21 protein-coding genes and 1 tRNA gene are annotated in these 21,429 nt (G+C 59.5%); 18 read left to right on the top strand and 4 right to left on the bottom strand.

What is annotated here, in order from left to right; genetic code table 11:
* Positions 1 to 104: 104 nt before the first annotated feature.
* The 6 genes from ASD64_RS06030 to ASD64_RS06005 all read left to right on the top strand — a co-directional run bounded on the left by ASD64_RS06030 (position 105) and on the right by ASD64_RS06005 (position 4,865).
* Entirely contained in the window at positions 105 to 1,607 is a 1,503-nt protein-coding gene (locus ASD64_RS06030) for a leucyl aminopeptidase (protein WP_056102583.1), read from the top strand.
* 24 nt (positions 1,608 to 1,631) lie between these two features.
* Positions 1,632 to 2,081 carry a DNA polymerase III subunit chi gene (locus tag ASD64_RS06025; RefSeq protein WP_056102279.1) on the top strand — a complete coding sequence of 150 codons (450 nt, stop codon included), beginning with the start codon at positions 1,632 to 1,634 and terminating at the stop codon, positions 2,079 to 2,081.
* A gap of 50 nt (positions 2,082 to 2,131) precedes the next feature.
* A complete protein-coding gene (locus ASD64_RS06020; RefSeq protein WP_056102276.1) occupies positions 2,132 to 2,758 on the top strand; it encodes a hypothetical protein in 627 nt (208 codons plus the stop codon).
* A gap of 5 nt (positions 2,759 to 2,763) precedes the next feature.
* Positions 2,764 to 3,618 carry a 23S rRNA (adenine(2030)-N(6))-methyltransferase RlmJ gene (locus ASD64_RS06015; RefSeq protein WP_056102272.1) on the top strand — a complete coding sequence of 285 codons (855 nt, stop codon included), beginning with the start codon at positions 2,764 to 2,766 and terminating at the stop codon, positions 3,616 to 3,618.
* Between the two features lie 59 nt (positions 3,619 to 3,677).
* A complete protein-coding gene (locus tag ASD64_RS06010) occupies positions 3,678 to 4,121 on the top strand; it encodes a hypothetical protein (RefSeq protein WP_056102270.1) in 444 nt (147 codons plus the stop codon).
* A 147-nt stretch (positions 4,122 to 4,268) separates the two neighbouring features.
* Positions 4,269 to 4,865 carry a glutathione S-transferase family protein gene (locus ASD64_RS06005; protein WP_056102266.1) on the top strand — a complete coding sequence of 199 codons (597 nt, stop codon included), beginning with the start codon at positions 4,269 to 4,271 and terminating at the stop codon, positions 4,863 to 4,865.
* A gap of 64 nt (positions 4,866 to 4,929) precedes the next feature.
* Here the strand turns inward: ASD64_RS06005 and ASD64_RS06000 are convergent, their stop codons facing one another.
* The gene (locus tag ASD64_RS06000; protein WP_056102264.1) at positions 4,930 to 5,592 is read right to left on the bottom strand and encodes an outer membrane protein; all 663 of its coding nucleotides are present in this window, start codon (positions 5,590 to 5,592) and stop codon (positions 4,930 to 4,932) included.
* A 410-nt stretch (positions 5,593 to 6,002) separates the two neighbouring features.
* Between ASD64_RS06000 and ASD64_RS05995 the strand changes: the two genes are divergently transcribed.
* The 6 genes from ASD64_RS05995 to ASD64_RS05970 all read left to right on the top strand — a co-directional run bounded on the left by ASD64_RS05995 (position 6,003) and on the right by ASD64_RS05970 (position 11,114).
* Complete coding sequence (locus ASD64_RS05995) at positions 6,003 to 6,767, top strand: SDR family oxidoreductase (RefSeq protein WP_056102256.1); 765 nt, start codon at positions 6,003 to 6,005, stop codon at positions 6,765 to 6,767.
* A complete protein-coding gene (uvrC, locus tag ASD64_RS05990) occupies positions 6,764 to 8,806 on the top strand; it encodes an excinuclease ABC subunit UvrC (protein WP_056102252.1) in 2,043 nt (680 codons plus the stop codon). The genes ASD64_RS05995 and uvrC overlap by 4 nt, the downstream gene beginning before the upstream one ends.
* A gap of 109 nt (positions 8,807 to 8,915) precedes the next feature.
* Positions 8,916 to 9,512 (top strand): CDP-diacylglycerol--glycerol-3-phosphate 3-phosphatidyltransferase, encoded by a 597-nt coding sequence (gene pgsA, locus ASD64_RS05985; RefSeq protein WP_056102249.1) that lies wholly within the window; start codon positions 8,916 to 8,918, stop codon positions 9,510 to 9,512.
* A 4-nt stretch (positions 9,513 to 9,516) separates the two neighbouring features.
* On the top strand, positions 9,517 to 9,768 hold the full coding sequence (gene moaD, locus ASD64_RS05980) for a molybdopterin converting factor subunit 1 (RefSeq protein WP_056102245.1): 252 nt from the start codon (positions 9,517 to 9,519) through the stop codon (positions 9,766 to 9,768).
* Between the two features lie 5 nt (positions 9,769 to 9,773).
* Entirely contained in the window at positions 9,774 to 10,241 is a 468-nt protein-coding gene (locus ASD64_RS05975; RefSeq protein WP_056102241.1) for a molybdenum cofactor biosynthesis protein MoaE, read from the top strand.
* Between the two features lie 105 nt (positions 10,242 to 10,346).
* The gene (locus tag ASD64_RS05970; protein ID WP_056102238.1) at positions 10,347 to 11,114 is read left to right on the top strand and encodes a YbaY family lipoprotein; all 768 of its coding nucleotides are present in this window, start codon (positions 10,347 to 10,349) and stop codon (positions 11,112 to 11,114) included.
* Positions 11,115 to 11,164: 50 nt separating this feature from the next.
* On the opposite strand, the gene ASD64_RS05965 is transcribed toward ASD64_RS05970, so the two are convergent.
* A complete protein-coding gene (locus tag ASD64_RS05965) occupies positions 11,165 to 11,404 on the bottom strand; it encodes a DUF2188 domain-containing protein (RefSeq protein WP_056102236.1) in 240 nt (79 codons plus the stop codon).
* A gap of 105 nt (positions 11,405 to 11,509) precedes the next feature.
* Entirely contained in the window at positions 11,510 to 12,613 is a 1,104-nt protein-coding gene (locus ASD64_RS05960) for an NADH:flavin oxidoreductase/NADH oxidase (RefSeq protein ID WP_056102580.1), read from the bottom strand.
* A gap of 173 nt (positions 12,614 to 12,786) precedes the next feature.
* Between ASD64_RS05960 and ASD64_RS05955 the strand changes: the two genes are divergently transcribed.
* The 3 genes from ASD64_RS05955 to ASD64_RS05945 all read left to right on the top strand — a co-directional run bounded on the left by ASD64_RS05955 (position 12,787) and on the right by ASD64_RS05945 (position 14,479).
* A tRNA-Leu gene (locus ASD64_RS05955) sits at positions 12,787 to 12,872 on the top strand.
* Positions 12,873 to 13,055: 183 nt separating this feature from the next.
* Positions 13,056 to 13,973 carry an HNH endonuclease gene (locus ASD64_RS05950; protein ID WP_156460030.1) on the top strand — a complete coding sequence of 306 codons (918 nt, stop codon included), beginning with the start codon at positions 13,056 to 13,058 and terminating at the stop codon, positions 13,971 to 13,973.
* A 26-nt stretch (positions 13,974 to 13,999) separates the two neighbouring features.
* A complete protein-coding gene (locus tag ASD64_RS05945) occupies positions 14,000 to 14,479 on the top strand; it encodes a hypothetical protein (RefSeq protein ID WP_244480719.1) in 480 nt (159 codons plus the stop codon).
* Here ASD64_RS05945 and ASD64_RS20470 read toward each other — a convergent pair.
* Entirely contained in the window at positions 14,414 to 14,872 is a 459-nt protein-coding gene (locus ASD64_RS20470; RefSeq protein ID WP_082549872.1) for a hypothetical protein, read from the bottom strand. The genes ASD64_RS05945 and ASD64_RS20470 overlap by 66 nt on opposite strands.
* Positions 14,873 to 15,133: 261 nt before the next feature.
* On the opposite strand from ASD64_RS20470, the gene ASD64_RS05940 reads away from it, so the two are divergent.
* From ASD64_RS05940 to ASD64_RS05930, 3 genes are read left to right on the top strand one after another with little or no spacing between them, the layout of a single operon-like run.
* Positions 15,134 to 16,633 (top strand): type I restriction-modification system subunit M, encoded by a 1,500-nt coding sequence (locus ASD64_RS05940; protein WP_056102229.1) that lies wholly within the window; start codon positions 15,134 to 15,136, stop codon positions 16,631 to 16,633.
* A complete protein-coding gene (locus tag ASD64_RS05935; RefSeq protein WP_056102226.1) occupies positions 16,623 to 18,377 on the top strand; it encodes a restriction endonuclease subunit S in 1,755 nt (584 codons plus the stop codon). Before ASD64_RS05940 ends, ASD64_RS05935 begins: the two co-directional genes overlap by 11 nt.
* The gene (locus ASD64_RS05930) at positions 18,374 to 21,352 is read left to right on the top strand and encodes a type I restriction endonuclease subunit R (protein ID WP_082549871.1); all 2,979 of its coding nucleotides are present in this window, start codon (positions 18,374 to 18,376) and stop codon (positions 21,350 to 21,352) included. Before ASD64_RS05935 ends, ASD64_RS05930 begins: the two co-directional genes overlap by 4 nt.
* The last annotated feature ends 77 nt before the right edge of the window (positions 21,353 to 21,429 follow it).

Raw genomic sequence — 21,429 nt, 5'->3', positions numbered from 1 at the left:
CGCAGATGTGGTCCGAGCGTGCGGACGTGCCAGACGGGTTGCCAAAAGATACAAAACGACGAAATGTCGGTTTCTTTCAGGGTTCGCGCCAAAAGCAGGTTTTCATGAGTTCGATATCTTCCGTTGCGTTTTCCAGATTTGCCCCAGTCAAAAGGGGAAGTGTATACGTCTTGTCCGCCGAAGAGGCGGGTATGGGGCGAGAAACATTGAAGTGCGTGCCGGGAAAAACGCTCGACCGCGCGCTTTCGGTGGCCGATTTCACTGGAAAGTTCGGAACACTGGCCGACGTTCTGGCGCCGCACGGCACGCCGCTCGACAAGATCACCGCGGTGGGCGCAGGTGCCGTTTCCGCGTTGAACGAGCACGCCTGGATGAAACTGGGCGGGATCATTGCCGGTTCGCTTGCCAAGACCTCGGAAGCAGCCATCATCCTTGATCTGCCGGACTCGGAAATAGCCGCCGCCGATGTTGCGAACGTGGCCGCGGGCGCGCTGCTTCGCAGCTATGCATTCGACAAATACAAGACCCGTACGTCGAACGGCGACAGCGAGTCGGATGCGGGGAAGAAGAAAGACACCAAGCTGACGCTTCTGTGCGCCGACCCGGCGGCCGCGAAAAAAGCGTTTGTTGCTGCTCAAGCGACCGTGAACGGTGTGCTGCTGGCACGGGACCTCGTCAATGAGCCAGCCAACATACTGGGGCCGGCTGAATTTGCCGCGCGCATCAAGGCATTGGAGGCGCTGGGCGTCAGGGTCGAAATCCTGACGGAAAAGGAAATGAAGAAGGCCGGCATGGGCGCGCTGCTTGGCGTTGCCCAAGGTTCTCCGCGCGGCGCCCGCCTGGCGGTCATGCAATGGAACGGCGGCAAGGCCAAGGACAAGCCGATCGCGTTCGTGGGCAAAGGGGTTACGTTCGATACCGGCGGCAACTCGATGAAATCGGCCTCCGGCATGGAAGACATGAAGGGCGACATGGGAGGCGCCGCCGCCGTCACCGGCCTGATGCACGCCCTGGCCGCCCGCAAGGCGAAGACCAATGTCGTGGGGATCGTCGGCCTAGTGGAAAATGCGGTCGACGGGTATGCACAGAGGCCCGGAGATATCGTGACATCGATGTCGGGACAGACCATCGAGGTCCTTAATACCGATGCCGAAGGGCGTCTCGTCCTTGCCGATGCGCTATGGTACTGCAACGAACGATTTCAGCCACGCTTCATGATCAATCTGGCGACGCTGACGGGTGCGATCATGGTTGCGCTTGGCCAGCATCACGCTGGCCTGTTTTCGAACAACGACGAATTGGCGGCCCGCCTTGTCGAGGCAGGGACGGCAACGCAAGAGAAACTGTGGCGCATGCCGCTCGGCAACGAGTATGACAAGCTGCTGGAATCGAAGAATGCCGACATGAAGAACATCGGCGGCCGCTATGGCGGCGCCATTACCGCCGCCCAGTTCCTGCAGCGTTTTGTGAAAGACACCCCTTGGGCTCACCTGGATATCGCCGGGACGGCCATGGGCGCGCCCTCCAGCGAAATCAACGCATCGTGGGGTTCCGGCTTTGGCGTCAGGCTGCTCGACCGCCTTGTCCACGATCACTATGAAAGCTAGCGGCTTGCGAGCCGATTTCCATTCATGACCGAAATCCTGTTCTACCATTTGACAGAATCGACCCTGGAAGATGCGCTTCCGGGCCTGCTGGAGCGCAGCATCGGCCGTGGCTGGCGCGTTGTCGTGCAGACGGGCAGCGAAGATCGCCGCGACGTGCTCGATCAGCATTTGTGGACCTTCCGCGACGATTCGTTCCTGGCCCACGCAACCGACCGCGAGGCTTTCCCGGCCGAGCAGCCAATCTTGTTGACGACGGGCGACGGCAACCAGAACGACGCGCAGATCAGGTTTCTGGTCGACGGTGCCGAGCCGCCGGATCTGAGTGGCTATGAACGGGCGGTGTTTTTGTTCGACGGTCATGACGCGGAACAGGTCGAAGCTGCCCGGGCGCACTGGAAAACCACGAAATCGGCCGGACACGCGGTGACTTACTGGCAGCAGACGGCGGACAAACGCTGGGAACGGAAAGCGTGAGGGCCGGCGAGTTGGACGGTCGCAATACGTTTCGATATTAGGAAACACCGATGCGTCTGCTTTTCCTGCTGATCCTGTTTGCCGGACTTGGCACCGGCTTCATATATCCCTGGTCGATAAGTAATTTCTCGGGCCGAGAGATCGGAATCTGGCCGGTCTACCGTCAGGGCCGGTTCGAGCCGGTAGATGTGCAACTGACGTCAAGCGATGCACCGGTCCGCGTATTGGTGGACGTCATCACAAATGCCAACGATCCCATGCCTTCCGATGGAGCGGTGCTGACCGTTACGGCCTCGCATGGCGGCAGGACCGTCCTTGCCGAAACGCTTCGTTTTGCGGGCAATCTTGAAGCGCGGGAGAAAAGCCCGCAAATCGCCGAAAAAATCTCACGCGACGATGCGGGACTGATCGATCCCGTAAGCGACGGCGCCTACAGCTTTGTGATCGGGCCGGGCGATGCCGAGGGGCCGCGGATCAAAGAGGTTGAACTGATCTTGCGCTCCGGGGCAGGCGAGGTCGATCCGCGCTTGCAGCCTATCGGAATTTCCCTGACGGCTATTGGCTTCATCGGGTTCGTCCTGACATTCGGCCGCAGCCGGTCTGACCGCTCGCAAAATCCGAATTCGCAGCCGCCACCGCCAAGGTGGGGCAGGGGCGGCGGCACGGACGGAAAATAGTCTCGATGAATTACCGCCATGCCTATCACGCCGGAAATTTCGCCGATATCGTCAAGCACGCTGTGTTGGCGCGGATCGTGGAGTATTTGAAACAGAAGGACAAAGCCTTCCGGGTGATCGACACGCACGCCGGCATCGGTCTTTACGATATGTCTTCGCTGGAGGCGGGCAAGACAGGCGAGTGGCGTGGCGGCATTGGCCGGTTGATGGACGCGCAACTCGACCCAACGCTTTCTCAGTTCCTCGCGCCGTATCTCGGTGCCGTGAAGGCAGCCAATCCGCAGGGTGGACCTACAAAATATCCAGGTTCGCCACTTGTCGTGCGTCATCTGTTGCGCCGCCAGGACCGGCTCTCTGCTATAGAACTCCACCCTCAGGATGCCGCACGGCTCAAGGCGGTGTTTGCCGGCGACATCCAGGTCCGGGTGATCGAACTTGACGGCTGGCTGACGCTCGGCGCCCATCTGCCGCCTAAGGAGAAACGCGGGCTCGTCCTGATCGATCCGCCATTCGAGCAAGCGGGCGAATTCGAGCGCCTTTTGAGCGGGCTCAGGAAGGCGCATCAGCGCTGGCCGGGCGGAATCTACGCGCTGTGGTATCCGATCAAGGACCGGCCAGCAGTTGCCGCGTTCCGCGAGGGATTGGCCGAAGCGGGGATTGCAAAAATTCTGGATATCGCGTTCGAGATCAGGCCCGCTGGGGTGGAACCTGGGCTGGAGGGCAGTGGCATGGTGGTGGTCAACCCGCCCTTCACGCTGGAGAACGAACTTCGGGCGGCTCTTCCGGTGTTGCACGAATTGTTGGCCGAGCAGCCGGGAGCGGCCTGGACCGTCAAATGGCTGTCGCCCGAACAAATGTGACGCTTGACCGAGACCGCCGAAATCCTCACAGTGCAGCCAAATCGCTCCGAGAGGCTGATATGATCCGTGCCATCAAGTCTGCTTTCTTCGCTTTCTCCTGCCTTTGCGCGCCTGTCGCCCTGTCATCCGTTGGCCACGCGGCCGACCTCGCAGCCTATGTCGATGAAGGTGATTCCACCGTGTGCAGCACGCCATCCGTGTTGAACCGGATCACGAACCGGTTCGACCATCAGGTTCACAATGTGCCGAATCTGCCGGATGTGGCGATCACCGATTTCAGCCGCATCCATCTGCACCGCAGTTTGCCGGCGTCTGAACGCTGGCCCATTGCCCGCCATTATTGCGGTGCGACGGTTACCTTGTCGGACGGCCACGATCGCGACATCTGGTATCTGATCGAGGAGGGGCAGGGCTTAGCCTCCATTGGCGACAATGTCGAATTCTGCGTTTCAGGGTTCGACCGCTGGATGGTGTATAACGGCGCCTGCCGCGTCCTGCGCTAAGAGTCCGTGTCGGTCATGACGTGGTTTCGGGCTTTCGGTGCTCACGTGTCGTTGCCAGACCCTCTCTTTGGTTGAATTCCCTGTTATCGGCCGTTGCTTTGAGCGGTGCGCAGAATAATGTGCCGCTGCCAATAACAGGAAACGACCATGCCAAAACTACTCTACGCTTCAGCTTCTCCTTATAGCGCCAAGGTTCGAATGGCTGCCGCCTATGCCGGCCTTGCCATCGAAGCCGTCCCGACCAAAACCGATGATCAGCCGTCAATGCTGATAGGAGCGAACCCTCTCGGCAAGATCCCGACGCTTCTGCTTGATGAGGGCGGCGTAGTCTACGACAGCCGCGCCATTACGCAGTATTTGAACCGGCTTTCCAAGAATGCCCTGTTTCCGCGCAACCCCGACAAGCGGACGGAAGCCGAAGTGCTGGAAGCATTGGCCGACGGCATCTGTGATTGCGCCCTGTCGATCGTCTACGAACGACGCTCGCGGCCTGAGGAGCATGTTTATCAGCCGTGGATCGACAAGCAGTGGGTGAAGGTCACGCGCTCGCTGGACTATCTGAACGCCAATCCGCCCAAGCTGCCCAAGAAGATCACGGTCGGCCAGATCGCCTTGCGCGCCACGCTGGGTTACCTGTCGCTGCGCTTTGCCGGCAAGTGGGAGAAGGGGCATGGACGGCTGACACGCTGGGCTGCGCGTTTCGATGAAAAGTTTCCTGAACTGAAGGACTGCATTCCTTCCTGAATCACAAGCAACAAAAAAGCCGGGGCTCGCGCCCCGGCTTTTTCACGTATGTTCGGATCTCAGATCAGAACTTCATACCAACGCCGAAGGTGACGCGGTTGTCGCGCGCATCGAAGTTGCGCACGCCAGCGCCGGTGTTGAAGTCTTCACTGCCGTAGTCGGTGTAGCGATACTCAACGCGGCCGAAGACGTTGTCGGTCAGCTTGATATCGGTGCCGACGCCGGCGGTCCAGCCGAACATGGTGTTGCGGTCGCTGCCGGCGGCATCGGAGATCTTCAGGCTCTGGCCAGCACCGCCAGCCGTACCGTAGACCAGGATATCGGGGCTGACCGCATAACCGAGACGCGCACGCAGCGAGCCTTCGAAGCCGCTCTTGGCTTCGGTGGTGGCGGTATCGCCGTTCATGCCGTTGTAGCCAAGGTCGCCTTCGGCACCGAGCACGAAATTATCCATCTGGTAGTTGTAGCCGACGAAAGCACCGCCGAGGAAACCATCGGTGTCGATAGTCTCGGTAGCATCTTCGGCGCGGCCGCCAAAGCCGTAGCCAATGTTAAGACCGGCATAGGGGCCGGCCCAGGAGGCGACGGGAAGTTCGGCTACGGGAGCCACGGGTGCCGGCGGTTCTTCCATAACAACGTCGGCGGCATATGCAGGGATCGCAGAAGCGAAAGCAATCAGCCCAAGAGCAACGGCTGCCGGCTTTGCGAATTTGAGGTTGGTCGTCATAGTTTTAACTCCTTAAGCCACAGACACTGGCTTCCTAGACCTGAAAGACGGTCGAACTGGGAGAGATAACGATCCCGTCCTTCATCAGTTCCGGAATTTGGTGACCAAATGCGGCGGAACCGAACCTGAACTTGGGTCATTCCCCGGCGCAAATGAGGCTGAAACTTGGCGTTGCATACACGCAACAGCCATGTCAGGAGCCACACATGCGGATGGCCGGACAGCGCTTGGTGCAAGGCGTTGCGAACTCTATAGTGCCGGCGTTGAACACCGTGACGAGCCGAATCGCATGCCATCAGGCCGCTTTTGCCACATTGCTGCCTCAGGAACGAACGGTCTCTGAATGCATCTAGTCGGAAGGACCACGTCCTGGATGGCGTGGATCGCTCGGGTTAAGGCGGAAATTACAAATGACGCGAGTCGCCGGAACGGCATTGATAACGGGTGGTGCACGGCGGATCGGCCGGGCAATCGTGGAAGACCTTGCCGCTCACGGATTTGCCGTCGCAATTCACAGCAACAGTTCGGCCGATGACGCCTCTGCGCTTGCCGACAGCATAAGGAAGGCGGGCGGGCAGGCTGCGGTCATTGCGGCCGACCTTACCGACATGACGGCAGTCTCGAATATCATCGCTTCGGCGGAACAGGCACTTGGTCCGATTTCGCTGCTGGTCAATAACGCCTCGCTGTTCGAGGACGATTCGGTACTCGATTTCGACTGGCCGGAATGGGATCGCCATTTCGGCATCCATTTGAAAGCCCCGGTGCTTTTGGCGCAGAAGTTCGCTCAAGCTTTGCCGGAAGCCGTGGACGGCTTGATTGTGAACGTCATAGATCAGCGCGTGTGGCGTCTGTCGCCGCGGTATTTCTCCTACACCTTGTCGAAATCGGCGCTGTGGACAGCAACCCAGACCATGGCGCAGGCGCTGGCGCCACGCGTTCGCGTCAACGCCATCGGGCCCGGCCCCACGCTGCGGAACACACGACAGGACGAGAGCGATTTCCGCCAGCAGGTCGATGCGCTGTTGTTGAAGCAAAGCCCTGATCTGTCCGAATTCGGCGCGACCATCCGCTATCTGTGGCAAGCTCGCTCGGTGACCGGCCAGATGATCGCGCTTGACGGCGGCCAGCATCTTGCATGGCAGACGCCGGATGTGGCAGGCATCGTGGAATGAGCACGAGCGAGAACGGCAAGGCCCGTGGCCGCCCTGCCGCGGACGATCTTCCCGATACCGACCTCGATGACGATGCGGTTGAAGAAGCTGCTGTGCCGACCGGCCCCGATGTTGCGTTCACCGCCATCGACTGGACCCAGCATGCCGGCGACGCCGACGGTATGGTCGGCGCGGAGGTCATCCAGACGCTCGTCAAGCGCCTGCCCAACGCACCCGGCGTCTATCGGATGATGAATGCTGTCGGCGACGTGCTTTATGTCGGCAAGGCCCGAAGCCTGAAAAAGCGGGTCACGCAATATGCGCAAGGCCGTTTCCACACCAACCGCATCGGCCGAATGGTGCGGGAGACCGCGACGATGGAGTTCGTCGTAACCCGCACCGAAATTGAAGCGCTGCTGCTTGAGGCCAACCTTATCAAGCGTTTGCGGCCTCGCTTTAACGTATTGATGCGGGACGACAAATCCTTTCCCTACATTTTGATCACCGATGACCATGCTTCGCCCGGTATCTACAAACATCGCGGCGCGCGGTCGCGACAAGGCGATTATTTTGGCCCGTTCGCCTCCGCCCAGGCAGTCGGGCGCACCATCAACTCGCTGCAGCGGGCGTTTCTGTTGCGCAGTTGCACGGATTCCTTCTTCGAGAACCGCACGCGTCCTTGCCTGTTGTTTCAGATCAAGCGGTGTGCGGCACCCTGCACCGGGGAAATTTCACATGCCGGCTACGCAGATCTGGTCGCCGAGGCAAAAGATTTCCTGTCCGGGCGCAGCCAGAAAGTGAAGGCCGAGATTTCGGTCGCCATGCAACAAGCCTCCGATGAACTCGACTTTGAGCGAGCTGCCATCTATCGCGACCGGTTGGCGGCGCTGTCGCATGTGCAAAGCCATCAGGGCATCAATCCGCAGTCCATTGATGAAGCGGACGTTTTCGCCATTCACCAGGAAGGTGGCCAGACCTGCATCCAGGTCTTCTTTTTCCGCACCGGACAGAATTGGGGCAACCGCGCCTACTTCCCGAAAGCCGACCCGGCGCTCGATGCGGCCGAAGTGCTTGGCTCCTTCCTGGCGCAGTTTTACGATGATAAGCCGACGCCGCGCAGCGTTCTGCTGTCACATGCAGTAGAAGAGCAGGATTTGCTGGCGGAGGCGCTGGCTACGCGCGCTGGGCGCAAGGTGTCCTTATCTGTCCCGCAACGGGGAGAGAAAAAGGACCTGACGGACAATGCCCTTCAAAATGCCCGCGAGGCATTGGGCCGGCGCCTGGCCGAGACATCGACCCAGACGCGGCTGCTGGCAGGATTTGCCGAGACATTTGGCCTTGAAGCTCCGCCACGGCGAATTGAGGTTTACGATAACTCCCACATCATGGGCACCAACGCGGTCGGTGCGATGGTCGTCGCCGGGCCGGAAGGTTTCGTCAAAAACCAGTACCGCAAGTTCAATATCCGATCGACCGATATCACGCCGGGCGACGACTTCGGCATGATGCGCGAGGTCATGGAGCGCCGGTTCTCCAGATTGTTGAAGGAGCATGGGCAGGAGCAGGGCGAAGCTACGGAAGGTGAAGTGGCAGACGGTTTTCCAGCTTGGCCGGACGTCATCCTGATCGACGGCGGCCAGGGACAGATGACGGCGGTGCGCAAAATCCTGGCAGACCTTGGCGTAGAGGATCGCGTTGTCGCCATCGGCATCGCCAAGGGGCAAGACCGGGAAGCGGGCCGCGAACGGTTCTTCGCCAAGGGCAAGGCGTCGTTCACGCTGCCGGTGCGCGACCCTGTACTCTATTTCATCCAGCGACTGCGTGACGAGGCGCACCGCTTTGCCATCGGTTCGCACCGCGCCCGCCGCAAGAAGGAGATGATCAAGAACCCACTCGATGAGATCAGCGGCATCGGGCCAGGTCGCAAGCGTGCTCTGCTTTTGCATTTCGGAACGGCCAAGGCCGTCAGCCGGGCGGCGGTTGAAGACCTTAAGACTGTGGAAGGTATCTCCGAGCGTGTGGCCCAACTGGTCTATGACCATTTTCACGAGAACCGCTGAGAAACGCCTGATTTACGGTTGTTTCGCTGGCCGGCCAATTTTCGGCAGTTGACCCCTGACACTGCCATCTGATTTGAGTAGGCAGATGCAAAACAAGAGTCAGCGACCCATGGCCAAACCCGCGTTCAATCTGCCGAACATCCTGACCTACGCCCGTATCGTCGCGGTGCCGCTGGTCGTGCTGTGCTTTTACCTGGAGGGGCACCTCAAATCGAGCGACTTCGCGCGCTGGTCGGCACTGGCGATCTTCCTTGCCGCCAGCATCACCGACTATTTCGACGGCTATCTTGCGCGCGCGTGGCAGCAAACGTCGAACATAGGCAGGATGCTCGATCCGATCGCGGACAAACTTCTGGTTTCCACCTGCCTGCTTTTGCTGGCTGCCGATACCGATTGGCGCGGCGGCATTGCCGGCTGGTCCTTGTGGGCTGCCATCATCATCCTGTGCCGCGAGATACTGGTGTCGGGCCTGCGTGAATATCTCGCCGCATTGAAGGTGAGCGTGCCGGTGACCCAGCTTGCAAAATGGAAGACGGCCATCCAGATGGTTTCCATCGCCTTTCTTCTGGCGGGACCGGCAGGCGACAAGTTCTTTCCGTACACGACGCAAACCGGGCTTGTGCTTTTGTGGATTGCGGCGCTCGTTACCCTATATACCGGCTACGATTATTTCCGCGCCGGCTTGAAGCACATTGTCGACGAGTAGTGTCATGAGGCTCATCTATTTCGCCTGGGTGCGCGAGCGGATCGGCAAGCCGCAAGAAGATGTGGAATTGTCCGGCGAGGTTGAGACCGTCGCCGACCTGCTCCGCTGGCTTAAGTCGCGCGGCGAAGAGTATGAAAACGCATTGCAATACCCCGACGTGATCCGTGTGGCCATCGATCAGGAACATGTCGATCATCGCGAGAAACTCGGTGACGCCAGGGAGATTGCGCTTTTCCCCCCGATGACGGGAGGCTGAACAGGGTGCCGGATTTCGAGCCGACCGTTCGCATACAGGCGCAAGATTTCGACCTTGCCGCGGAGGTCGCGAAGCTGACGGCCGGGCGCACCGACATTGGAGCCATCGTCACCTTCTTGGGTCTGTGCCGGGATGAATCGGGCCGTCTTGCGGCTCTTGAACTCGAACATTACCCCGGCATGGCACAAGCCGAAATCGCCCGGATAGCAAACGAGGCATCCGAGCGGTGGCCGCTCCAGGGGCTTGCGGCCATTCACCGCTACGGCAAGCTTAGGCCCGGCGACAACATCGTTCTCGTCGTGGCGGCCTCGACGCATCGTCAAGCCGCATTCGAAGCCGCGACCTTTGTCATGGACTTCCTGAAATCCAAGGCACCGTTCTGGAAAAAGGAGCATCAAGCCGACGGCTCCGAGGGCGGTTGGGTCGATGCCAAGGAATCCGACGAGGTTGCCGCCGCGCGCTGGCGCGGTTAGTGCGCCCCCCGATATCCGAAGAATACCTCAGAAGAGCCTTGGATTCTCCGCATTCGCCCAGTCTTTTGCACGCTGTGATTTGGCGCGGGCAAACGAAGGCGGGATATGTTGGACAAGCTGGCTGAATTGGTGATTTTCGGATTGATGCCTTTGGTCGTCGGCATGCTTGTCGTGCCGGGCAATGCTGTCGCGTCAGAAAGAATCCTAAACGGCGAAATCATGTACCGCGAACGTATCGCCTTGCCGCCAAATGCCAAGGTCACGGTCCAACTTGCCGACGTCTCACTTGCCGATGCGCCGGCTGCGATCATCGGTGAACAGGAGATTTCGCCAGCCGGCCAGGTTCCGATAAAGTTCCAGATCAAATTCGATCCGTCAGTTATCCGGTCGAACATGACATATGCCCTGCAGGCCCGCATCTCGGTCGACAATCAGCTTTGGTTCATCACCGACACCCGCCATCAGGTCGATCCGCTTTCAGATGCTTCGCAAACGGTCTTGGTCCGCAAGGTTTCCGGGGAAGCTAGCGCGGGCTCGGAAACGATAGTCGGCCAGGATTGGAAGGTGGACTTCATTGCCGGTGTCGATGTGTTGCCGGAACCCCGCGCCACGCTGCGCATAGCCGAGGATGGGCGCGTGGGCGGCAAGGGGCCGTGCAACAGCTATTTCGCCAGCGCCGAGATCGATGGGGCGACACTGACCATCGGGCAGGCGGGCTCCACGCAGATGGCGTGTGCGCCCGACCACATGAAAGCCGAACAGGCGTTGTTCGAGGCCTTCGCCAAGGTCGCGTCGTATAAACTTGCGGACGGCACGCTCACGATGAGCGACAAGGACGGTCACGACGTCTTGCGGTTCGTGCCGGCAAGCTGAGGCTTCTTTCAGTTAAGCAAACAGGCGGCGTGCTTGGCAGGCGAACCACCTCAATCCGATATTTCGGTTTGCGGACGGTCCCGGCCATCGGCCAGTTCCTCGTGCCATTTCCCATCGGAATCTTCGTACTGGATGCCGTCTGACGAGCCGGCAACCTGCTGCTCGGTTGAGGCTATCTCCGCCGCGTGCAGCGCATCCGCATGGGTAGGAAACGTTTCGGAATAGGTCGTGCCGACCTTATAGGCCCAGCCTCCATCGTGCTCGACAATATTGTAGACCAGCTTCGCCATTTCGATCCTCCAGATTGGATGAAAAGAGTGTCGGTTACCCTGCTGCCAAACGCGAAACGTCGCCGTTGGTTGCAACGGTAAGCATAAGTCGAAACGGGGACTGCTTCAGCCGGCGGCCTTCATCCAGTGCTGCATCGTCGTCACCGAACGCGCCAGTTGCGGTGCCGGATGGATCGTCTCGCCAAAAGTGGCGGCCGCGCGCCATGCCCAGCGCGGATCGGCGAGAAAAGCGCGTGCCAACGCAACCATGTCGGCGCGCCCTTCGGCGATGACCGTGTTGGCAAATTGAGGGTCTGCAATGAGACCGACAGCTCTGGTGGGTATGTCGGCGCCTTTGCGGATGGCTTCGGCAAGATGCACCTGGTAGCCCGCACCGCTCGGCAGCTTCTGCAAAGGCGAGTTGCCGCCGCTGGAACAGCATATATAGGCAACGCCTTGTGCCTTGAGAGCCTTGGCGACCTCGATGGCCTCGTCGACTTCGAAGCCCCCTTCCACCCATTCCTTGACCGAGAGCCGTGCCCCAAGCATCAGGGCAGGCGCGGCTTTGCGCACCGCTTTTGCGATCTCGACGGCAAAGCGCATGCGATTTTCGAGCGAACCGCCCCAGCGGTCCTTGCGCCGGTTCGAAAGCGGGGACAGAAACTGGAAGATCAGATAGCCGTGCGCTCCATGCAGTTCGATGAAGTCGAAGCCAGCCCTCCCGGCGCGGACGGCTGCATCGGCAAAACGCTGGATGGTCTCCAGGATCTCGTCTTCCGTCAGTGCGTGCGGTGTTTGCCAGCCGGTGTCGTAGGGGATCGCGGAAGCTGAGACGATCGGCCAGGGATCCTCGCCGGGTTGCAAGGGACCACCGCCTTCCCAGGGGCGGCGACAAGAGGCCTTGCGGCCGGCGTGGGCAAGTTGGGTGCCGAACTTCGTGCCGGGTGCCGCGACGCGCCTTGCGGCGTCCAGCGTGCGCTTGGCCGCCGCTTCATTGGCATCGGAGTAGAGGCCGAAGCAGCCGTGGCTGATGCGACCGCGCCGCTCGACATCCGTCATCTCCACCGTGACCATTCCCGCACCCGACATGGCGAGGTTCATCCAGTGATAGAGGTGCCAGTCGGTCGCCGATCCGTCATCGGCCGAGTATTGGCACATTGGCGCGACCGCAATACGATTGGGAAAGGTCAGATCACCAAGGGTGATCGGCTGGAAGAGAGGGGCGGTCATGAAGGACTCCATGCGGTTCACCCGCAATCTAGATGGCCAGGCTCGTGCAAGCCAGCGGTGACCGGATGAAAAGATTGGTACAACGGGTGCAAGCGAACAGCCGTGCCGACCCCTGCCTGTCGAAAACATGCGGGCTTGACGCCTGCCGCCGCACCATCGAAAAGGGCCGGCGAGCGGACGTGGCGGAACTGGTAGACGCAAGGGACTTAAAATCCCTCGATCCATGATCGTACGGGTTCGACCCCCGTCGTCCGCACCACATTGAAAACACTAATAAAATTGAAGATCGGTGTGCTTCGTAGCACAACGCAAGGATCTTAATAGGGTATCCATGAGGGTATCCGTATGCGGATTTGTACCATGGGTCACGCTGGCTCGCTAACGCGACAGTAGCGTTTCCGGGAGAAACTACTTGCTAACCGGCCAGTGCGACAAGGTTCGCATGAGTGATTTTGTATTCCTGAACCTTCCAGAAAACTATCGACTGGCCGACGCGCTTGCCGACGGTAAGCAGTCGCTACGGTGGCGTACCACGCGTCTGAACAATCGAATTGCAATTGGAGACAGGGTTTTCATGTGGCAAGGGCGCGGCAATACACCCGCCCTTCGCGGAATTCACGCCGTGGCGGAAGTGGTGGAACGTCCGCGTACGCTGCAGCCCGGCGAGTTCGATGGCTATTGGCAGAATGACAATGAGAAAGCTGTCAACGATGAGCATACCCTCCTTCGTATTCTGGAAAGAGCACCTCGCGGTCGTCAGTTGCAACAAGCCCTAATCCTCAACTCGCTAGTTCTTCGCGACAAAGGCGTGTTCACCGGGGCCATGGGCGTGAATTTCAGCCTAACGAAGCCAGAAGCAGACGAGTTGTATCGACTATGGAGACAACATGTTGACGTGCAGCAGAGTGCCCATGGGAGCGATGATACTGTCAGTCCTGTCGACAATGAGGGGAAGTTCGACGAAACGGCTCGTGAGGTACTAGAACGAACCGCCAGTGTCCTAGCTGAGAAATCTCTGGCTGATCTCAAGGTACTGATTGCGAAGCCCGGTCGATTGCGCGATGCAAACGCAAAGCAAGTCATCGTGGCGGGACGGCCTAGAGACCCAGCGGTCGTGGCTTATGCCAAAATCAGAGCGGGCCACAAATGCGAGATTGGTGGATGCGAGATGCCGCTCTTCCGATCGACCGCCGGAAAGCCCTTCGTCGAAGTGCACCACATCAATCCCCTTTCTCAAGGGGGCGCCGATACTATCAATAACGTAGCTTGCGTCTGTCCCTCGCATCACCGTGAAGCGCATCACGGGGTAGACGCAGCGGTGCTTGAAGGCGGTCTTCGTACATTGCGGGATCGAGATTAGCCTTTCTGTCCACGGAGATGGGTCCGATGCAGGTCGCGACAGCGCGGAAGCTCTACACTTCAAAACAGATGGGTGATGCCTGCGAAATGGTCGTTGCCGCCGAGTTGACGCTTGCAGGAGTGCCCGCACTGAAAGTGCCGGACAACTGGCCGGGGTACGATGTCATTGCACAGCCATGGGACCGGCCTGCACAGCGCATTTCTGTTAAATCTCGGACCTACAAGCATGGCGCCGCTTATGTCGGGTACAATGCCTTCGATCTGTTTGATTGGCTTGCGATTGTGCTTCTTCCAGCCGGAGAGTTCACGGAGCGTGCTATATACCTAATTCCGAGGATCGTCGCCGAGGGCTTGGCGCGGCGTGACAAGTCGACGAGCAAAACGGCTGCCGAGCGATACTTCCGTGTCGATCAGGTACCGGACTTATTCGCGGAATGGCGCTCAAATTTCCGATTGGCGAGCACAGTCGTCCCACAAAGCCTTACCGAGACGCATATGGTCGGGTGAAATGCGCGTAACGTGGTCGAATGCGGCGATGTAGTCTGCAACCGCCCATTGCCAAGCTTCCTGAATGCGATACTCGCGGTCATAGAGTATCCAGATCAGGTAGTCCCAATCGTAGTTTCTGGCTTTTCCGCACAGCGTCACTCTGCTGCCTGGTCTGCCGCTGGGTCTGTTGGCTTTGATTTGATAACGGACGCCGTCACGGACGAAGTCAAAGCCTCTCTGGACGGCGGTCGCCTGCAACTGTGATTGCCGGAAGGCGTCCTGTGTCATACCGAGTAGGGTGGTCGCCGCATCGTATTCCGAAACAGCTGTTGTGATCGCTGGTGCTACGCCATAGTGGTCCTGCCAAGCTAAAGCGGTTTCAACGAGTCTATCACGCAGTGCCGTTGACATAGGTCCTCGAAAGCAATCGTGGCAACGCCGTGGGGAGCAATGAATGCATGCTGGTCATATCGAGCTTAAGATTGGGATAAGCTGGGACGCTCCATCAAACAAGGCCGTTTGCCAATTCGCGATAACACCTCACTCCTACAGGCCAAAATGCCTAGCTTCCGGCTCCGCCTGGGTTGCCGTAAGTAACTGGACGGATCGTTTGGTCCGCCTTAATGAGTCCCCTTGCACAATCATCGGTGCGGGGACGCAGATCGAGACTTCATGGCCAGACTTAGTCAGCAAGAACTAGAACGGCACCTTTGGGGTGCAGCAGACATCCTTCGCGGTACAGTCGATGCCGCCGACTACAAGCAGTACATCTTCGGCCTGCTGTTCTATAAGCGCCTGTGCGACGTCTGGGACGAGGAGTTCGAGGTGCTTCTAGCCGAGACCGGCGACCGAGAGGAAGCCGCCGACCCCGACGAGCATCGCTTCCACATCCCCAAGGAACACCGCTGGGATGCCTTGCGCCAGCACTCGACCCAGATCGGCCAGCGGCTGAATAATGCCCTGAACGCTATCGAAGATGCCAACATTCGGCTGCGCGGCGTGTTCGGCGATGTCGATTTTGCCAATCAAGACCGCTTCTCCGACGCGCTGCTGGAAAAGCTGCTCGCCCATTTCGAGAAGTATCGTCTGCGCAATGCGGACGTTCCCGCCGACATGCTCGGCGACGCCTACCTCTACCTTATCACAATGTTCGCCGAGGGCGCGGGCAAGAAGGGTGGCGAGTTCTACACGCCCCGGCAGATCGTCCGCCTTATGGTTGAGATCGTTGATCCGCGCCCAGGCATGTCCATCTACGATCCGACCTGCGGCTCAGGCGGCATGTTGCTGGAAGCTGTCCAATACTTGAAGGACCGGGGCGAGGATGCCCGCACTCTTTCGCTCTACGGGCAGGAGAAGAATTTCGCCACGTGGGGCATCGCGCAGATCAACCTGTTTCTGCACAATGTGGACGACGCCTTCGTCGCGAAGGGCGACACTATTCTTTCGCCGAAACGATATGACCCTAAGGCTCGTGAATTCGTCGAGGGCATCGGCGCTTATGACCGGGTGCTAGCTAACCCGCCGTTCTCCGAGAAGGTCTGGGGATACGAGGTCTGGCTAAATGGCGACCCGTTCGGTCGGGATGCCTATGGTTGCCCTCCCAAGAGTTATGGCGACTTAGCATTCGTCCAGCACATGCTTGCCAGCCTGAAAGATGACGGGATGCTGGCGGTGGTCGTGCCGCATGGCGTTCTGTTCCGTGGAGGGGCGGAGGGGCGGATCAGGGAGGCCATGCTGACGGCAGACGTGATCGAGGCGGTTGTGGGCCTCGCTCCCAACCTATTCTATGGAGCGGGCATCCCTGCGGCGATCCTCGTCTGCCGTAAGACGAAGCCTGCCGACCGGAGGGGCAAGGTGCTGATCGTCAACGGCGATGCCACCTATCAGCCCGGCAAGGCGCAGAACTTCCTGACAGACGGGCACGTCCGTACGCTGGCTGAGGCCGTCCACCGTTTCGCCGACATCGAGAAGCTGGCCCGAGTTGTTCCGGTCGAGGAGATTGTCGCCAACGGCCACAACCTCAACATCAGCCGCTATGTGCAGACTGGCGCGGACGCCGAGGCGGTTGATGTCGCGGCGGAAGTGGCCAAGCTGCAAGACCTGATTGCCAAACGCAACGAGACCGAAGCCGCGCTGTTTGGGCATCTCAAGAGGCTCGGCTATGTCGAGTAAGCTGCCGGACGGATGGCAGGATGCGAAACTGGGAGATGTGATCGCACTTGAATACGGGCGCTCGCTACCTGAAAGTACTCGCCGCAACGGATCAGTGCCGGTGTATGGGTCCAATGGCGTTGTCGGTTGGCATGACGAGGCTTTGGTGCCCTCGGGGGGCCTTATAGTAGGAAGAAAGGGCACGGCCGGATCGGTCACCGCATCAAACGAACCCTTCTGGCCCATCGACACAACCTATTTTGTGAAGCCTCTTCAGCAACTCGATTGGGATTGGCTTGCTGCGACCTTGCAACATGCTCGCCTGAACGAGTTGAACGAAGCGACCGGGGTGCCCGGGCTCAATCGCGACAAGGCGTACCGGCATGCGATCCTCCTTCCGCCTCTCGACGAGCAACGGCGTATTGCCGACGTGCTTCGGTCGGTCGAGGAGGCAATTTCCGCGATAGGCGATCTGCTGGATGGAGTGAAAGCTACTAAGCAGGGAACCATGGAAGCTGTCCTGTCGGAAGGGTTCAACGAGGTTCGCCTGGAAACTTTGCTGGCGAATACACGCTACCCGATGCGGAGCGGCCCCTTCGGTAGCGCACTGTTGAAGTCTGAGCTGCAACCGGCTGGCATCCCGTTCTTGGGCATCGACAACGTGCACGCGGAACGGTTCGTGCCTGTTTATCGGCGGTTCGTTTCTGACCAAAAGTATCGGGAGCTCGAACGATACACCGTCTACCCTGGCGACGTGATGGTAACGATTATGGGCACTGTCGGACGCTGTTGCGTTGTGCCGCCCGAGGTCGGCATCGCCATTTCGTCAAAGCACGTCTGGACGCTCACGATAGACCAAGACCGCTACTCGCCAGCGTTGCTGGGGTGGCAAATCAACTATTCGCCGCGCGTATTGGAGCAACTTCAGGGATCGGCGCAAGGTGGTATTATGAGCGCCATCAGTTCCGGCACCTTGCGTGATCTTTTGGTGCCGTTGCCAACTCCCGCCGAAGTCCGAAGGGTTGAGGAGTTGTTGCTGTCATTCAATGCCCAGATCGCCGCGCTTGAAGCCGAACAGGATCAGGTTAAGGCCCTGAAATCCGCCGTGGTGTCCGATCTACTGTCCGGCCGCGTTCGGGTGCCTGTGAAAACCGTCGGCACTACGAAACCCGTTCCTTCGGCTTTCAAAAGGGCCGTTTTCGCGGCAGAAATCGTGAACCAGCTTCACAACGACAGTCGGTTCGGCTCTGTGAAGCACGAGAAGATCGTGCATCTGTGCGAGCTTCATCTCGGCTTGCAAGACGACCTTGATCGTCACGCTTACAAGAAGGCGGCAGGCCCGTATGACCCGAAGGCCCGGCGGTCGGTGGAGAGGATTTTTCAACAGCAGAAATGGTTCGACGCCACCAAGCCTGATGGAAACCGTGTCGTATACTCGCCGTTGGAGAAGGCTGGGGGCCATGCTGAGTATTTTGACCGCTATTTCGGCGGGCAGAAACCCGCGATCCAGTCGATAATAGACCTCATGCGCCCGCTTGATACGCCTCAGTGCGAGATTGTTGCGACCCTCTATGCTGTCTGGAACGATTTTCTCATAGACGGGCAACAGCCTACCGATGATGAGATCGTCGCCTCTGTTCTTCAGTGGCATCCCAAAAAACAGGAGATCAGCGAGGATCGCTGGAGCAGGGCATTGCCGTGGATGCGCCAGAAAGGATTGGTTCCGCAAGGCGTCGGTGAAAAAACGCGGGTGGCTAAGGCATGAGCGAATACCGCCTCGCTGAGAAAGCTGCGCTCGACGCGTTGACGGCAATGGGTTGGCAGGCCCTGCCTCCCGCCGCAGCCTTAGCGATGAGGGTGGAAGAAAACCGCGTCATCCTCAAACCGGTGCTGATCGAGGCGTTACGCGATTTGAACGGTATTGGCCCCGACGATGCCGACGCGATCTACAACGACCTTGCCACCCTGTCCGACAACGAGGAATGGCAGCGCAAGCTGCGCGGCGGTTATTCTCGCCGATTGACTGGCCAGAACCGGGATAGCCCCGTCACGCTGATCGACTTCAAGCAACCGGGCCGTAACCGCTTCCATGTCGTTCGTCAGATGCGTATTGCAGCCCAGCGCCCACGCATTCCTGACATTGTTCTGTTCGTGAACGGCATCCCGCTGGTGGTGATCGAGGCAAAATCGCCGCTCAAGACCACGGCCAAAGCCGAAGAAGCCGTCGAGCAGATCAAGCAGTACGAGCGGGACATTCCCCGGCTATTCTATTCCAACGCCTTCAACCTCGTCACCGATGGCATGGCGACCCTCTATGGCGCGACCGGTGCGCCATCGCAGTTCTATGCCCCTTGGCCCGACGCATGGCCCCGCCACCGTGACGAGTTCGCCGACGATCTCACAAAGGATTTGTGGTGCCTGTGTGAGCCGTCGCGCCTGCTCGACCTCTTGGCCCATTTCATCGTGTTCGAGACTGACCCGGAAACTGGTCGCAAGATCAAAAAGGTTTGCCGCTATCAGCAGTTCCGCGCCGTCAACAAGGCAGTGGACCGCGCCGCCGAGGGGCGACATCGCAAGGGGCTGATCTGGCACACGCAGGGGTCGGGCAAGAGCCTGACGATGGTGTTCCTCGCCCTCAAGCTCAAAACCCACCTCACGCTTGACGCGCAGACGCTGGCCAACCCAAACATCCTCGTGCTGACAGACCGGATCGACCTCGACGACCAGATCAGCAAAACCTTTGTCGCCTGCGGCCTGCCTAACCCGGCGCAGTGCGGATCGGTGGTCGCGCTGCGTGAGGCGGTAAACCGGGGCGGCAACGGCCAAATCCTGCTCTCCACCATCTTCAAGTTCGCTGGGTCGAAGGAGCCGATCCCGAACTCGGCTAACTGGATCGTGCTGGTGGACGAGTGCCACCGGACGCAGGAAAAGGACTTGGGTGCTTTCTTGCAGGCGACCCTGCCGGACGCGCATTTTTACGGCTTCACCGGCACGCCGATCAAATCCACCGACAAGGACACCTATGCCCGGTTCAGCATCGCGGGCGAAGGCTATCTCGACAAATACGGCATCGACGACGCCGTGCGTGACGGCGCGACTGTACCAATCCTCTACGAAGGGCGGAAAACCGATTGGGCGATCAACGAGGCCGAAATCGACATTCTGTTCGACCGCTGGTTTGTGGACCTGCCCGACGAGAAGCGCGAGGAATTGAAGCATAAGGGGCTGACGGTGGCGACCATCGCCAAGCACCCTGAACGTATCCGCCTGATCGCTCTGGATATCTGGGAACACTTCAAGACCGTCTGCCAGCCGGACGGCTTCAAGGCCCAGATTGTTGCCGTAGATCGTGAAGCGGTAATCCTCTACCGCGCAGCGCTTTCCGCCGTCATCGCCGCCGACCTGCAACGCGGCGGGATGGACGCTGAGACGGCAGACGTGAAAGCCGACGCGATGATCGCCTGCGTCTATTCCAAATCGCAGGAAGATAACAAACCCAGCGAGAAGCCGGAGATTGCCGCGCTAAGGGTCGAATTGGAGGCGCACTATCTCGATGATGCCGCCGAGAAGGACGTGAAGAAGCGGTTCAAGGCCACGGGGCAGGAGCCGAGCTTCCTGATCGTCTGTGACAAGTTGCTCACCGGGTTCGATGCACCCATCGAGCATGTCATGTACCTCGACAAGCCGTTGAAGGAGCACAACCTGCTTCAGGCGATTGCCCGGACCAATCGCACCTGCACGATCAGGTTGCCGGATGGCGGCGAGATCGAAAAGCCCAATGGCAGGATCGTCGATTACATCGGCGTCACAAGCCATCTCGACGAGGCGCTGCAATCCTATCGTTCCGAGGATGTCGAGAACGCCATGCGCGACATCGCCATCTTGCGCAACGACCTCAAGGAAGCTCATGCCCGCTACCGTGCCCAGAAGCGCGCCATGGGGCTGGAGGGCATGGACGAGAAGGCTGCGGCCTATGCAGCAGCCAAGATCGCGGCGGATGGCAGGGAAGACGACTGGTTCGATCTCCAGCGTCTGACCCGCACCTTCATCGGGGTTTATGGCGACCTGTCACCTGATCCCGCTATCCTTGAGTTTACCGCCGAGGTGAAATGGGCCGCTGCCTTCCTGCGGCTGGCGACACAGGCGATCTCCAAGGACGAAAGTCTCGATCACCGGAGCTATTCGGCCAAGATCAGGGAAATGCTGGAGCAGCATGTCCATGTTACCGGCCTTTCCACCACGATCCGGCTGCGCAACATAACCGATCCGAACTTCGCCGACGATTTCGACACCGAGGAAAAGACCGAGGACGAATTGCAGGAGGCGTTCGTGCGCAAGTCCGCCGAGCTTCGCCGCGTCACCCGCGAACTGGTGGATAAGAACCCGGCTCAGTATGGCCGCTTCTCCGAACGGGTATTGGAAATCATACGTCGTTTCGAGGAAGGCCAGCTTGCCGCCGCCGATGGATTGAGCGCATTCGAGGGCCTGACCGGCGACATTCACGCCGAACAGGGCGCACATGCCGAACTTGGTATGGACGAGAACGCCTTCTCGATCCTGCGCATCATCGAGGCTATCGTGCCCGACGCCAACCACACTGCGTTGCAGAACGCCGCTATCGCCATCGGCGCGATCTATGCCGATGCCGCTACGAGCCAGCCTGCCTTTGCGCACATGGACGCCTATCTGCGCAGTTTGCGCCAACAGGTCCGACGTATGTTGGTTTCCACGCGGAACTGAGCCGGTTTTTCCACCGAGAAGTGAGCCACCTCTGAGTATGGTTTTCTGATCAGGGTTTGGTCAAGGGATTGGCCTTT

Source organism: Mesorhizobium sp. Root157 (assembly GCF_001427385.1).
Lineage (GTDB): Bacteria > Pseudomonadota > Alphaproteobacteria > Rhizobiales > Rhizobiaceae > Mesorhizobium.
The sequence above is the reverse complement of the archived record's forward strand: the minus strand, read 5'-3'. Positions and strand labels throughout refer to the sequence as shown.

Excerpts from the sequence above, each read along its gene's own strand:
- ASD64_RS05935 (WP_056102226.1), top strand. The coding sequence starts at position 16,623 with ATGTCGAGTAAGCTGCCGGACGGATGGCAGGATGCGAAACTGGGAGAT.
- ASD64_RS05940 (WP_056102229.1), top strand. The coding sequence starts at position 15,134 with ATGGCCAGACTTAGTCAGCAAGAACTAGAACGGCACCTTTGGGGTGCA.
- ASD64_RS06005 (WP_056102266.1), top strand. The coding sequence starts at position 4,269 with ATGCCAAAACTACTCTACGCTTCAGCTTCTCCTTATAGCGCCAAGGTT.
- ASD64_RS06025 (WP_056102279.1), top strand. The coding sequence starts at position 1,632 with ATGACCGAAATCCTGTTCTACCATTTGACAGAATCGACCCTGGAAGAT.
- ASD64_RS20470 (WP_082549872.1), bottom strand. The coding sequence starts at position 14,872 with ATGTCAACGGCACTGCGTGATAGACTCGTTGAAACCGCTTTAGCTTGG.
- pgsA (WP_056102249.1), top strand. The coding sequence starts at position 8,916 with ATGGCCAAACCCGCGTTCAATCTGCCGAACATCCTGACCTACGCCCGT.
- ASD64_RS06020 (WP_056102276.1), top strand. The coding sequence starts at position 2,132 with ATGCGTCTGCTTTTCCTGCTGATCCTGTTTGCCGGACTTGGCACCGGC.
- ASD64_RS06010 (WP_056102270.1), top strand. The coding sequence starts at position 3,678 with ATGATCCGTGCCATCAAGTCTGCTTTCTTCGCTTTCTCCTGCCTTTGC.
- ASD64_RS05970 (WP_056102238.1), top strand. The coding sequence starts at position 10,347 with ATGTTGGACAAGCTGGCTGAATTGGTGATTTTCGGATTGATGCCTTTG.
- ASD64_RS05930 (WP_082549871.1), top strand. The coding sequence starts at position 18,374 with ATGAGCGAATACCGCCTCGCTGAGAAAGCTGCGCTCGACGCGTTGACG.
- ASD64_RS05945 (WP_244480719.1), top strand. The coding sequence starts at position 14,000 with ATGCAGGTCGCGACAGCGCGGAAGCTCTACACTTCAAAACAGATGGGT.
- ASD64_RS05960 (WP_056102580.1), bottom strand. The coding sequence starts at position 12,613 with ATGACCGCCCCTCTCTTCCAGCCGATCACCCTTGGTGATCTGACCTTT.
- ASD64_RS05950 (WP_156460030.1), top strand. The coding sequence starts at position 13,056 with ATGAGTGATTTTGTATTCCTGAACCTTCCAGAAAACTATCGACTGGCC.
- ASD64_RS06030 (WP_056102583.1), top strand. The coding sequence starts at position 105 with ATGAGTTCGATATCTTCCGTTGCGTTTTCCAGATTTGCCCCAGTCAAA.
- ASD64_RS06015 (WP_056102272.1), top strand. The coding sequence starts at position 2,764 with ATGAATTACCGCCATGCCTATCACGCCGGAAATTTCGCCGATATCGTC.
- uvrC (WP_056102252.1), top strand. The coding sequence starts at position 6,764 with ATGAGCACGAGCGAGAACGGCAAGGCCCGTGGCCGCCCTGCCGCGGAC.
- ASD64_RS06000 (WP_056102264.1), bottom strand. The coding sequence starts at position 5,592 with ATGACGACCAACCTCAAATTCGCAAAGCCGGCAGCCGTTGCTCTTGGG.
- ASD64_RS05965 (WP_056102236.1), bottom strand. The coding sequence starts at position 11,404 with ATGGCGAAGCTGGTCTACAATATTGTCGAGCACGATGGAGGCTGGGCC.
- ASD64_RS05995 (WP_056102256.1), top strand. The coding sequence starts at position 6,003 with ATGACGCGAGTCGCCGGAACGGCATTGATAACGGGTGGTGCACGGCGG.
- moaD (WP_056102245.1), top strand. The coding sequence starts at position 9,517 with ATGAGGCTCATCTATTTCGCCTGGGTGCGCGAGCGGATCGGCAAGCCG.